Source organism: Methanococcus mangrovi (genome assembly GCF_054506835.1).
Genome location: NZ_CP197114.1, coordinates 495,720 through 509,674 on the forward strand (window position 1 = coordinate 495,720; position 13,955 = coordinate 509,674).

Annotated in this window: 9 protein-coding genes and 1 tRNA gene; 3 read left to right on the top strand and 7 right to left on the bottom strand. The window is 31.2% G+C overall.

Annotation, left to right across the window (positions count from 1 at the left end):
• Genes cas3 through ACS5L2_RS02675 form a run of 5 tightly spaced genes read right to left on the bottom strand, consistent with a single transcriptional unit; the run spans position 1 to position 5,605 of the window.
• Positions 1 to 2,235: a CRISPR-associated helicase Cas3' gene (gene cas3, locus ACS5L2_RS02655; protein ID WP_459202219.1), complete on the bottom strand. Its 2,235-nt coding sequence runs from the start codon at positions 2,233 to 2,235 to the stop codon at positions 1 to 3.
• Positions 2,232 to 2,909: a CRISPR-associated protein Cas5 gene (cas5, locus tag ACS5L2_RS02660; protein ID WP_459202220.1), complete on the bottom strand. Its 678-nt coding sequence runs from the start codon at positions 2,907 to 2,909 to the stop codon at positions 2,232 to 2,234. Before cas5 ends, cas3 begins: the two co-directional genes overlap by 4 nt.
• 8 nt (positions 2,910 to 2,917) lie before the next feature.
• Positions 2,918 to 3,970: a type I-B CRISPR-associated protein Cas7/Cst2/DevR gene (gene cas7i / locus ACS5L2_RS02665; RefSeq protein ID WP_459202221.1), complete on the bottom strand. Its 1,053-nt coding sequence runs from the start codon at positions 3,968 to 3,970 to the stop codon at positions 2,918 to 2,920.
• A 2-nt stretch (positions 3,971 to 3,972) separates the two neighbouring features.
• A complete protein-coding gene (locus tag ACS5L2_RS02670; protein ID WP_459202222.1) occupies positions 3,973 to 4,320 on the bottom strand; it encodes a hypothetical protein in 348 nt (115 codons plus the stop codon).
• Positions 4,321 to 4,324: 4 nt separating this feature from the next.
• Positions 4,325 to 5,605 carry a hypothetical protein gene (locus ACS5L2_RS02675; RefSeq protein ID WP_459202223.1) on the bottom strand — a complete coding sequence of 427 codons (1,281 nt, stop codon included), beginning with the start codon at positions 5,603 to 5,605 and terminating at the stop codon, positions 4,325 to 4,327.
• 152 nt (positions 5,606 to 5,757) lie between these two features.
• On the opposite strand from ACS5L2_RS02675, the gene cas6 reads away from it, so the two are divergent.
• From cas6 to ACS5L2_RS02690, 3 genes are all read left to right on the top strand, one after another.
• The gene (gene cas6, locus ACS5L2_RS02680) at positions 5,758 to 6,471 is read left to right on the top strand and encodes a CRISPR-associated endoribonuclease Cas6 (RefSeq protein ID WP_459202224.1); all 714 of its coding nucleotides are present in this window, start codon (positions 5,758 to 5,760) and stop codon (positions 6,469 to 6,471) included.
• 127 nt (positions 6,472 to 6,598) lie between these two features.
• Positions 6,599 to 6,685 (top strand) — tRNA-Ser (locus ACS5L2_RS02685).
• Between the two features lie 502 nt (positions 6,686 to 7,187).
• Positions 7,188 to 8,576: a hypothetical protein gene (locus tag ACS5L2_RS02690; protein WP_459202225.1), complete on the top strand. Its 1,389-nt coding sequence runs from the start codon at positions 7,188 to 7,190 to the stop codon at positions 8,574 to 8,576.
• 722 nt (positions 8,577 to 9,298) lie between these two features.
• Here ACS5L2_RS02690 and ACS5L2_RS02695 read toward each other — a convergent pair.
• Entirely contained in the window at positions 9,299 to 11,596 is a 2,298-nt protein-coding gene (locus tag ACS5L2_RS02695) for a NosD domain-containing protein (protein ID WP_459202226.1), read from the bottom strand.
• 313 nt (positions 11,597 to 11,909) lie between these two features.
• On the bottom strand, positions 11,910 to 13,871 hold the full coding sequence (locus ACS5L2_RS02700) for a helicase C-terminal domain-containing protein (RefSeq protein ID WP_459202227.1): 1,962 nt from the start codon (positions 13,869 to 13,871) through the stop codon (positions 11,910 to 11,912).
• Positions 13,872 to 13,955: the final 84 nt, after the last annotated feature.

The window sequence follows — 13,955 nt, forward strand, 5'->3', positions numbered from 1 at the left end:
TTAATCCCCTAATATATCCTCACTTTTGGATTCAGAAGTAATATCTAAGCCTTTTTCCGAATCATATGATAGGTCTACAAAGCATACGCCAGAATCTCTTTCGCCAACAATAAAGTCTTTTATCATGTTATAATTTACATTGAGCGAATATTCCCCGGCTTTTAACCAGCAGCCGTTTTCTTTTAATTCCTGATAATCTGGCCTAAATGACAGCGGAACAACGGTGCAGAGATTGTCATAATTTTCAAGTACCCCTTCAACCCAGTCTTTAGTAATTCCTGCAACTAAATTTTCTTCGAAATTTGAAATTTCTTTATTATTGTATCCCATTTCAAATTCTAACAGTTCTTTTTCGTTATATCCCTCTTTATAAATCTCGTTTATCATGCCCAAAAGTTCCATCTCACCAAGAGGATTTTCAGTTTTTTCAAGCAGTGAAATAGTTTCAGACGTTCTTTTTTTATCGTATATCTGGTGATTTGAATACTGTTTTCTAAGTACATAAATATCAGCTGGTTTTCGAGAACCTTTCCTATTTACCCGTCCAAACCTCTGGGAAAGAGCATCAAGAACTGCAGGTTCAGTAAACATCAAATCATAATCAATATCCAATGACACTTCTATAACCTGGGTTGCAATTACAATTTTTGGCGGATTCTTTGAGGTGATCGCATCTTCTTTGTTTTTACGGTCTGTTTTATTAAATCTGCTGTGAAGCATTACTGGACTGCACTCTTTAAGCTCATCAAATAATTTTTGGGCAGTTTTCACGTGATTTGCAATTATTAACACGTGTTTATCGCTTTTTATTTCTTTTTTGATTAAATCAAGATTATCAAAAAGATTTCCATCAATTACCGAAATGTTATGTCGTTTTTTATCAAGAACTTCCTTATCTGATGGCTGATTTTCTGAAAGAGTTATTTCTTCGATATTTTCTATTCTCCGGGTAATTAATTTTTTTAAAAATTCTGGAAATGTCGCGGAAATAAATGCTACTTTTGCACCCAATTTTGTTAATAATTTGGCGGTTGCAAGTGTTAAACCAACAATTCGCGGCTGGAAAGCATGTATTTCATCATAGATGACGATACTATTTTCAAATTCTAAATATAAAAATTCCCACCCTGGCCCTTTTAATCCAAATTTCAACAACTGGTGTGGGGTGCATATTCTAACAGGGTAGTATATTTCCTTAGATAGTGACGATAACTCTCTTGCAAGTTTTTGTTTTTTCTTTTCAGCTTCTTTGGCGTCTATGTCTTCTGAAATTTCGTCATCAAGCAAGTTGTAAAAATAAAACAACGAATTTGAATGCAAAACACCTATTTTGTCTTTATTATCACTGAAAATTTCGCAAAATCGTTCATGCATTTTGTTTATTGAAGCTTGATATGGTAAAACATAAAAAAGTCTTGAATTTTCGCAATAATTGTTCTGAGCCCATAAAATCGCAGCTTCTGTTTTTCCAGAACCTGTTGGTGCAATTAATAACATATTTTTTGATGTATTGCTGCATTTTTCTTGAAAAAATCGTGGACTGTAATCTTTCAATGCGGAATAGTTCTTAATATTCAAATTATCTTTTGGCAATGTATGGCCTGATGCAAGGTGGTCTGAGGCTCTTAGTATTGCCCTTAGTTTTAATGCTAAAATTCTCTGTTCAAGTGAAAACTGCTGCTGATTTGGGATAAAATTCCCACCATCCCCCCTCAGCCACTTGGTACATATTCCAATTCCATCACCAACAATTGATGATGGAATAAAGCTGCTACCAAGTATTTTTTGAAAATCAACGCATAATTTTTCAACTTCGCTGCTGTTTTCGTTAAATTCCTGTTTTATTGTTTTAAGAGAATTTGAATCTTGTTTATCAGAAATCTGTCCAATTGGAAGATTTTTTGAAGTTCCATTTAATGTCATAATATTTTTGTGGTGAGTTATAACCGCGAAAATCTGTTCGTCAGATAAATTAAACTGTTTTAAAAATGCAGCGGAGATTATTTCATGACGGTTTCCGCCCCAATTTTTGGCATTACCAATTAAAACATTTTGAAAGCCTGTTGCAGCTTTTCCAATATCATGGTATAAAAGAGGGATTTTTGAAAGATTTTTTAAATTTTCTCTTTCAAATTCTGAACAGGGCAAATTTTCAATTAGTTTAAGTCCGGTTTCGTAAGTTAATGTGCTGTGTTCAAATAAACTTTCTCCACTGCTTTTTGCGAGTAATTTCATTCTTCACACCCCAATTTGTGAAGGTAAATAACTTCATCGCAATTATTAATGGTATATAGATTATCTCTTTTTATTAGAATTCCTTCTTTAGAATTTGGAACGATTTGGTACAGAATTGGGGGAACCGCAGGTTTTCTGATATTTCCTGTTATTTCTGTATCATAATAATCAACGTATCGTATTAAACGTCCACCAATATCCGTGCAAGGGTAGGGTATAAGTGTGGGTTTGATAAGACCTTCGTCCACAGGTTCAATTTCGATTTCTTCTATTTTTGTAATCCACGAAATGTCTTGAGATCTTCCAAGTACCGGAACACCAACTGGGCTTAAAAAGCAGCTTTTTAATTCAAGGTTGGTGAGGTATATATCAAGAACTGGATTTACATGGAATTCCCTGTTTGTTATGCCGGGTTTTGGGTCTTTAGTAAGATTTCCCGTATCTGTTATTTTCAGCCTGCTTAAACTCTCCAAATCATCCCCCTTACCACCATATTCGTATTTAAATCCGATACGTGTTTCATCTATTTTCAACGGCCTTCCAAGACAGCAACTTATCAAGCCAACTATCGTGGAGTATGACGGAACTGGAGCACACAAAGTATTATTTGCATTGATATTTGGATGTTTAAATGTTGAAGTAAATCCTTCAAAACTTATATGGAGGGCTTTCATATTCCCACCTATTTTTCAAATATTTCCTGGTTTATAAATGAATTAACAGCGTTTCTTGGAGCATCAAGTACTAATTTTCCATTTAACTGCTCTGATAAGTTTACTAATTCGGGTTCATTTTCTAAATATCCTTTTCTAATGCCCAAATAGATTTTTCCAGGTATTCTATCAGAATATTCTTCAATTATTTCTTTTAATACATCTACTTTAATTAAAACGCCTTCATCTTCCTGAACAAATATTTTGTTAAATATTGGGTTTCCGCCATTTAATCCTGCTAAAAGGATTACTTTTGGAGAAATGTCCGTACCAAATGACGCCTGTTTGGAACCCCCTTCAAGGACTGAAATAGCTTTTAATATTCCAGAAATTCTCTTACACCTTTGTTTTTCGAGGTCTTTTAGCTGGTATATCTTCCAGTCTTTTTCATCTTCAACGCTGACTTCTTCAATTAATCCTTCTTTTAAATATTTTTCAGCAAATGGCATATCAAGTTCAATACGGTCCCCACAATTATTAAATACTCCAACCCTATTGCAGTCAATACTAAATAGGCCCTGTAATGCAGTGTTATAAAATTGGGTACTGTATGGTTGAGGAGTTCCTTCTTTTAAGTGTACAAATCCATCATCTACTGAAATATTACCTTTTTTTCGTAAACCTTTTAAAATGGAAGCTACAAAGGGTGACGCTCTGATTACAGCTTTTACTTTTTCGCTATTTTCTCCTTTTTTGGAACTTCTGGCTTCCATGTATCCAAATAAATCATCTTCAGGAAATACTACGGGGTTTAACTCTCCAGCAATTTTGTTGGTGTTTCCCTTTTCATTTCGGTCTATTGCCCGTAAAACACTTGGTTTCCAGTTATTTTCATTTACAGCAGTATTTCTAAGCCATCGTTTCCATGCTTGGGCAGAAACGTAAGGCAGTGTGTATTTTCCTTCTTTAAGTCTTTTAACAACGGATAATGTTTTGTCTTCCCCCATCCCTAAACCAGCACCGTTTAAAAAGCTGGATTCTGCATTAATTAGTATGGTTCCTGTAATGTGGCTTGTTTTCATAGTTATTCCCCCAGATTTTTGTTGTATTTTCGATATAATTCTGCAAAACCAAGTCTTACCTGGTATAATAATTCACGAATTTGTTTATCCCCTTCATCATCGGTTATAAACTCAAACCATCCATCATAATTGAGTTTTAAGTCATCACAATCATATATCTCTGCGATTTTTGCAAAACTGTTTTCTAACCACTGCTGGTTGAGTTTTTTGAAATCATCGAGAATATTTTTTTTAAACCTATCGATTCCCCTTCCAAGCCCTTTTTCACCATCAACCACGTAATAATTAAAATAAAGCTCTGCAAAAGATTTTATTTTGGGATTCATTAATTTTGAATCTATTTCCAACATTTTTTTACACCTCCTGACGATTGTAAATATAATAAATTATTGGCCTGTAATCTATCGCTCTTGAAACTTTTAGATACGTATTATCCGGGTTAAAAAGTGATAAATATTCATCATACGTTGCTTTTCCATCCAATAACATCTGAAAAATTGTTTTTTTAACTGCATTTTGATATTCGAATTTGTAGAATATGTCACTTTTTTTTAATTTTTCAACATCTTTTTCAGGGGTTGCATCTAAAAGTTCTTTTGCAACGTTTTTAGCAAAATTGAGAGCTGTTTCACTTCTCCCAACGATGTTTTTTTGATAGTATTCGTAGAGTGTAACGCTGACTCCGGCACTTTTTTTGTACGGGTATAATTCTATAATATCTTCGTTATTTGAGATAGAATCAAGCAATCTACCCTTATCTTTTTCAACAAGACTTAAAAATTCGTTTTTTATACTTTCATTTTCATGAGCAAGGTTCCAGAGTAATTTTATTAAATTATTTGGTATTTCTAAAATATCGCACCGTGGACTGTCTCCTGAATTTGAAAATATCCAGTAATAAATTACTTCATTTTCATAAATCTCATTTACAAATTTTAAAATATTAAGAAAATTTGAAAAAATCTGTTTTGTGCTGTCTTTTTTTCCATAAATCTCGGTGCTTTCCAAATCTACCCGGTTGAGATTTTCTTCCACATTTTTGTTTATTAAAAGACCCATCATCTGTTCAGATGTACTTTCAATGCATGTTAAATTTCCTTTTAAAAGCATTGTAGACATTGGGATAAACTGTACTGCATAAAGACATTTCGGACATAAGTTTGGCAGTTTGGATGCACAGGAAAGTGCATGGGCTCCACTACCTGCGGTACCGATTAACGGGAAAAAGTCCCTTCCAGCTTCTTTTATTTTTTTATCATTTTTTTTAAAGCCAGTTTTTTCAAGGATTTTTTTCCACGATTCATCCATGTTAAAATCATGTTTTGCACCGCATATTTCACAAATTTGGTCACCTTCAACTCCGATATGGGTAACCAGTTCTTTTAAAAATTCTTTATAAAGTTCTTCATTTTTCCCTTTGTAAGCGTTCTGGTACAATGGACCGTTAGTTCCAAAAACCATGGTGTAGCTTTTTAAGGATTTGTTTATCAATGGAATATTATTTTCAATTAAAACTTTCTCAAAATCAGATTTTTTAAGGTCTGATAATGAATTAACTTTGCTTAAACTTGCAATGCAGCATAAACCATGGTCTACAAAAGCATTACCTGTTCGAGAACTGATTGAATTTACCACTAACTTTCACCCCCATTCTTAAAAAATCACAATGGTAATTTATATAATCAGTAATTATATATAATTTTGTAGTATTATGTGGGATAATAAGATTATATTAAGATTGAAATTTGTGCTTTTTTAAGTAAAAATAAGACCTTAGAGGGATATACATGAGAGCAAAATTGGAGTTAAAAACAGAAAAAAATACGTTAATTCCATTTAATCACCAATACCATTTAGCATCAATGATATATGGTATGTTAAATACGGGAAACAGTGAATATGCTAAAAAACTGCATGAGTATGATAAATACAAATTTTTCACATTTTCATGGCTTGATATTCCAAACAGGACGTTTTCTAATGGTGGGCTGATTTCAAATGACGGGAGATTATTTTTAAAACTGAGTTCACCAAATGACGAGTTTTTATTTAATTTTGTTCAGGGACTTTTTGAAAAAGAAGAATTAACTGTTGGAAATATAAAAATGAAGCCTTCAGAAATTATTGTTGAAAAAATTCCAAGCTCATTTAATGCTTTAAAAACTATTTCGCCAGTTTATGTAAAAACTCAAGTTGAGCAGGATGGTAAAAAATCTGTAAAAGACCTTGTTCCAAATAATTCTAAATTCTATGAAAATTTAAAAACAAATCTTAAAAACAAATATGAATCATATTATGGTAAAAAATGTGATTTGGACTTTCAAATCGAGATATTGGATTATAAAACAAAACGTATGAATATAAAAAACACGTTTCATGTGTGTTCCAACATGAAATTTGAAATTTCTGGAGATTATAACCTTATAAAATTTGGTTATGAATGCGGATTTGGTGAGAAAAATTCAATGGGTTTTGGAATGGTTGAAAATTTTTACAAATAAAACATTAAATGGAAAATCTAAAATATTTGTTCATTGGATTTTGTGTAGTTTAATTATGTATTATATTTGTAACGGGGCTAAAAAATAGAAAAGTATATATAGCTGAATCGCTTAAGTACAAGTGCGAGCAGAGGTGGTTGAGCTTGGCCAAAGGCGCCGGACTTGAAATCCGGTTCTCCACTGGGGAGCGGGGGTTCAAATCCCTCCCTCTGCGTTTTCTTTTTAAAATGATTTTAAAGCATATCTCAAAAGACCAATTGGTAAAGTATAGTTCTTTTTTTCGTAGCTCAATTTTAAGGCTATTGGACTTTAAATTTAACCGTATACCGCAACCGGTATTTTGCATTGTTAACCAAAACATTATTTTTCATTTATATACTCAATAATCCGGTTGTGCGTTTTCATCGGTTTTTTAGTCCGGTGCATACATTATATTTTTTACACAATTTAGCTTTCAATTCTTTCAAAAACGAATTTAAACAGTTATTTCAATAAATTATAAATAATATAAGCTCTTTTATTTAATCAGGTATAGTAAATTTTTTTAATTTTTATTTTAAATTGGCAGACATATTTTCTATTTTTCAAGGATTATTTCGACATTTTTAAATATCGTTTTTATAATATTTTATGTGATAATTTAGATAAGGTAGGATTTTTTGGATTTTATTATTGGGCAGTTTAGTGTTTTAATCGGGAATTTAGTGGGGCATATGATGGTAAATACGCAAGAAAGTCAGAGATGTAACATGTCGATATGGGGTCTTATTATTAATGTAATATCATGTTTTATGGACGTTATCAAGCATGCATATTTAGTTATTATACATACAATTCGTGGATGTTGGGCAGTACTAAATAATAATCCCAAAAAATTAGTAAAAATGATTTGCACAATACCTGCAGTTATCTTCGTCATAGTTCTTCAGATAATATATGTAGTATATAGAATATTCGTATTATTTTCAAATTTTATTGTCATAAACGCGTTTAAACGTGAATTATATCGAGTAATTCCAACTTTTTTTAAAAATTCAGGAAGTGATTCAAAACTTGTGGAATCAGAATTTAGCGATTCAGTTATATTGAATATTTTTTTTATAGTTTTATTTCTGGTGTTATCTCTAATACATTTGGGCATTACGCAGAATATTTTATATTCTTCTTTTAATCAGTTTTTTGGGTCTTTTGAATGCCATAGTGTGCTACAAGTCGGAGCCACTTTAATAAATGATATAAACGTAGGTAATTCAATGGAGGATAAAACAAACCAATATGATATATATTCTATAATTGCAATTTTGGGTTTCGCGTATATTTCGATATTGGGCTATTTAAAAACTAAAAAAGTATACGTGGGGCAAGATATCGATAGCAATGGTGCAATATATTTTAGTATTATAACTATAGTAGACAACATTTTATTTTTAATCGTGCCCTTTTTAATAATTTATTTAGCATTATTCCCTACAACAGGCTATTTAGAAGTGTCATTTTTAATTTTAACATTTATAGCATCATTATTTTTTAAACGTTCACGTAAAATATATAAAAAGAAGTTAAAATCTTATGACTTTATAGATAATTTTAACAATACTCCAGAAAAGATATTTGAGCTAACTTCAGAGAATACCGACAATGTTGAATCAAATTACTCAGAAGAGAACATTAAAGCAGTAACTCGTGCAAGAATTGATTTTGAAAAGTCTTTACGGGCATTATATGATGCAATGTTCCGATTTGTAATTTTGAGCATGCATAAGTTAGATAAATTCATTATACTGGGGTTTATGAGGAATAAAGTATTTTCAGATGGCATAGTGATTTTATCATTAATCGTACTCTATTGTGGCATAGTTAATAATTTTAACATATTTTCAATTATGTATTTACTGGTCAGTCAGATATTTTGGTATTTCACATTATCCCTGATTTCACACGGAATTCCCAAAAAAACATCGGATATTTATTTTAATAATAATTTGGAACCCATGAAAAAAGTTTATATAATCTATGAAAATCCCGACGATGAACATATCGTGGTTGTAACTGAAAAGAATCATATTCAACGAATCTTTAAAAATTCAATATGTAAAGTGGAGTAAGATCCAAGTAATACCTTTTTAAAGGTAAGATTGATGTTGTAGGTTATTAGCCTACTATTATTCAATATTACTAAGGATTTTCCTTAATAACTCAATCAAAGCCTTACTGAGGGCAGGTATTTCTTGGCTCATATTCACACCTTTAATTTTTAATACAATTCCATCTAAAGCATGATTATTTTTGATTTAAACGCTATAAATATATTATGATTGGTTTCAAAGGTAAAAACCAAACAAATCGTTAAAAATATATATTATGATTTAAAGAATATAATTGTCTAATCATGAAAGTAGAGAAGGTATAGCCTTCCTCTTTAAAAATGAGGTGACAAAACTAATACGTAAAAGCAGACTTTGTAAGTTTGCTAATAGTGGGCAGATACTTGGAAGTAAGTCCACCTTTTTATGCAAGGAAATCTAAAGCAACACATTTCTAAAGCATACATTTTTTAAACTTTTGAAAAATAAATTCTATTAAATATTCAGGAAACTCTTTTAAACGATTTATTTAATTATCAGTTATTCTTTTAACTCATTTTTCAGGTTTAATCGGTACATAAATGATTAATCCGGAATAGTAACTCTTAACGAATTTTTAATTTAAATACATCTAAAATATTCTTAAATTTTAAATCATGAATACTGGTTTTCAAACTGTTTATATTTTGATATAAACTTTTCAAAAAGTTAAAAAAAGAAAAATATTTGTTTTTAACGAGTTATTAAATTAAAACCGGCCCATTTTCTGTCCATTTTACAGTTATTGGTTCTTCTGGCAATTCATCCAAAGTTTTAAAGTATTCTAATGCAGCCTGTGTTCCAAATCTATCAGAACCTGCAATATAAATTAACTGGTACGTTTTAATGAAGTTTCCAACTTGAACTTGAATATTTTTAACCTGAATCACTCCTTTATTTTCCCCAGGATAATCGTTTGAAATTGATATTCTAAATTCTGAATCGTACTTTTCAGCAAGCGCATTTGATAAAGGTCCACCAACAATAATCGTATCTCCACTGATTGTGTAACCACTTGCATTGTAGATGTTTTCTCTTAATTCTCCCGCGTATTCTTCATCAATTTCGCTTCCATATACAACTTCTGAATCTGAAACTATACTTTTAATTACTGATGAATTAATTCCATCAGCAAGGTCTGAACTGTAGTGTTTTCCACTATTTCGGGATGGTAAAGAAGAACTTGGGACTGCAACGGTGAAGTTTACAGTTTCATTTGAATTTACGTTTCCCGCATTATCATTTGCAACTACGGTTATTACATAGTTACCATTTGAAAGGCTTCCAGTAGTTCCGGTATAGAACTCCCCATTTAACATGAGAGTTACGTTTTTCACACCTTCGATTTCAGCAATAACTGATGAAATTCCGGATAATGAATCATTTGCTGTTACATTTATTGAAACTGAGTCTGTAGTATATGTTGTTTCATTTGTTGGAGTGTTAATTTCAACTTTTGGGTTTATAGTATCCACGGTGAAGTTTACAGTTTCATTTGAATTTACGTTCCCTGTAGAATCGTTTGCGTAGATTTTGATAGTGTTTAATCCTTCACTAAAGTTAAATGTTGAATTTACGAAATATCCTGAAACATTTTCTAAAGTAATATTTGTAGTACCGTTTATTTCAGCTTTGACAGTTACATTTGTAATATCTGTTACTGAAACGTTTAAAATGTTACTGGTTCGGTTATAGTAACCTGGTTCTGTGTTAATTTCAACTTTTGGGTTTATAGTATCCACGGTGAAGTTTACAGTTTCATTTGAATTTACGTTCCCTGTAGAATCGTTTGCGTAGATTTTGATAGTGTTTAATCCTTCACTAAAGTTAAATGTTGAATTTACGAAATATCCTGAAACATTTTCTAAAGTAATATTTGTTGTACCGTTTATTTCAGCAATAACTGAAATATACGATCTTGAGTCATTTGCTGTTACATTTATTAAATCTGAACTCGTGTTATATAATCCTCCATTTAACGGAGTGTTTATTGAAACTTCTGGAGCAGTTTTATCCCATAAAAGCGGCAGGAAATCTATCTCAGAACTCGTTATAATGTACGGTTCATCACAAAAACCATCTCCGTCTGTATCATTCTGTGTTTCAGACCAGCCTGTTCCGTTTGGAGTAAGCCAGTAGTTTCCACCGCCGAGTTCTTTTGATGTGTTCCAGTAGTTTTGACTGGTTGAATAATAATTGTTCGTGTTATTGAATAAATTGTTGTATATTTTATTATTTACAGAGGAAGAAATGCGAATGCCTGACCAAAAACTTAAATCCAAATTATTGTTTGTAATTTCATTGTTTGTAATTTCATTGTAATCTGAGTTACCTTGTAAAGAAATACCATTACGGCGGTTTGAATTAACAGCATTGCCCATAATAAAATTACTTGATGAATCAGCTATCATCATACCTGTACCATGGTTTGAATTAACAGCATTTCCTGTAACGGAATTATTTCGGGAATGATACAAAGTAATTCCATACTCATTTAAATTAACAGCATTTCCTGTAACGGACGTATTTGAAGAACTTAGTAAGTAAATCCCACGTTCACTGTTTGAATCCACAGTATTGTTTATTACGTCATTATTTGAAGAAGAATCTAAACAAATACCTTGATACATATTTAAATTCGCACTATTATTTTCAATCTTACAGCCTGTTACATTCATTAAGTGAATACCTCGATAAAAATTCGTCACATTAACGTTTTTTATCGTAATATTTGAAACTCCGTTGGCATAGATACCATTTGAATTATAAATATGTGACCCGATTATGGAATATCCATGGCCATCAAGTGTTACATTATCACAATTAATGGTTATTGCACTGCCACTACTACAATTAATACCACATGTTAAAACATACGTTCCATTCGTGGTGATAATATAAGGAGTGCTATTTATTGCAGTATCTTCTGCAGATATACTTGAAATAACTGCTAAAAATACAATTAACGATAAAAGAACAGTTTTAAAGTTTAAATGTTTCATAATTTCCCCCTATTTTTGTTGAATAATGTAATTTTAAAATGGTAGTCTAAAATTTTTAGGAAAATTTCCTTGAAAAAAACTAATGATTGATTTTTACAACCATATAAAAAATAATATTTCTGGTATATCTACCTTTTTAAAACGTTTTTTAAGGGAACAACGTTCAAAGTTTAGTTGATACCAACAAGGACTAATCATAAAGAGTAAATTTTTTAAAAAAACGAAGTTTTGATTTAAATAAATACAGATTTAATTTTAAAAGAGTATTTAAAAATTAAAGATTCCAACTGTAAAATATTTCATAAAAGTTAATTCATTTTAAATTATCATTCAAAGCATCTTCAACAGTATCGTAGTTAATAACCGCTTCTTTTACCCAATTTGGAGTAAAATTATCATTTTTTAAATAATAAAGTGCGCGTTTGTCTAAAATATACGTTACTGAGTAGTCATTTACTGAACGGGTGGTTCTCCCGTATGATTGGATCATCTGGGTTACTGCTTTTCCAAAATACCAGTTTGGGTCTTTCCTTCGCCTTGCAGAAACCTGTTCGTCGCCTGCTAAAAAGGGGACCTTAAAGATAATCTGAAATCTTGCTTTATCATCTTTAAAATCAACTCCGGTGTGGAGACTTGGGGAAATTAAAACACTGTTATTTTTCTTTTCATGATAATATAAGCCTGAATCAATAGTTTCTATTCCATCAATAAGATTTCCCATCGAGGTTACTTTTATCATCCTGTTTTTATGAATCGAATTTTTAAAAATATCATTCATGAGTTTATTTGATGAAACGTGTATAATTCCACGCTCATTTTCATGATTTTTTAATATTAAATCCAATTTTTTAACAGCTTTTTTGAAATGGTCCTTTTTATTCAAATTTTCATAATTCATGTTAAATTCGTTTATTACTTTTAATGGCCTGTTTTTAACCGGAAAAGATGCTGGAACGGTTACAACTGCATAATCTTTTTCATCAAATCCGAGGTCTTTCATGTGCTGCTTTGAAAGCGTTGCAGATGATAAAATATAGAACTCAGCTTGATTAAACAGTTCTTTTTTTAATTCTTTCACGTCAATTGGCTTTAAAATGATTTTTTCCAAGTGTGTTCCAACATTTTTTCCATAATTTTTTTCAACGTGTGTTGGAATCCATTTGGCACCCATTTCGCCAGATTCCTGAATCTTTTCAATCCTGTATAAATCATCAAACAGACTTATGGCATATTTCAGTCTTTTGTGGTATTTTTCAATAGAATCCATAAATCTTGTAATTTCAGACTCATAAAGGTCCATATAACTTGATGGTAAAAATAATTTAGAATAATGGATTAATTTATGCTTTCTTTCTAAATTGGTCATGTTTACGATATTTTTTTCATCCTTAACTTTCATAAAAAAGATATCTTTTGAAACTAACTCTTTATCAAGGAGTATTCTTGTATCACTGTAAACAGTGTTTTTTAAAAATTTTAAAAGTTCAGTTTCCCCTTCATAGATATTTTCAAATGCTGCATCGACTGCATAGTTTATAATATCTTTAAAATATAGATTTACTGGTAAAATTCCATTCCATTTTTCTTTTGGAAAGTTAACTTCTTTTTGTTCTTTTAAACTCTTTCTTAAGTTTTCTACACGTTTTTTTGTAATTTCAATCGTGTAGTGGTTCATTAATGTATCTTCAATATTGTGTGCTTCGTCAATTATGCACAAAGTCCTGTTTTCAAAGCCTACTTCTTCGTTAGGGACTGCAAGGATAAAATAAGCCATATTCATGCATGCAAAAGTAGATTCCAAAGCCTCTTTTTTAGCAACTTTGTATTCACAAATTCCTTCAAAATTGCATTTCGTGTTTTTAGCAATCTTGTAGCAGTCTTCGCAGGTTTTTGGTTTATATTCCTCAGTAGTTTTTCCTTTTTTCGCATCTTCCTTCTTTCTTAAATTGTAGAGCCATTCCCAGGATTTGCAATGGTAATTTGCACGTCCTTTAATTACGCGTACTTCTGGAAACTCGTCCGAATACTGGTTTTGAAGCATTTTTGTTGAAGTTAAGACAAAAGCATTATTATTTTCATCTAAGGAATTTAAAATTGAACCAACCGAGATATTGTAAAGTGATTTTCCAGCCCCTGTTGGCGCATTTAAAACAATTATTTTCTTACCGTTTGAAATATGGCCTAAAATCTCCTCAATTTTTTCTTTCTGGTACTTTCGCCAGTATTTAAAGTCCGCAGGGATATTTTTTAGCATTTTTGGAGATTCCGGTATCATCAGTTTCACTTTGGTTTATTTGCTGGCTTTTAATTTTTGTTCTGGATTATCTTTATCTTTTAAAGTTTAAAAACTACCTCTTTT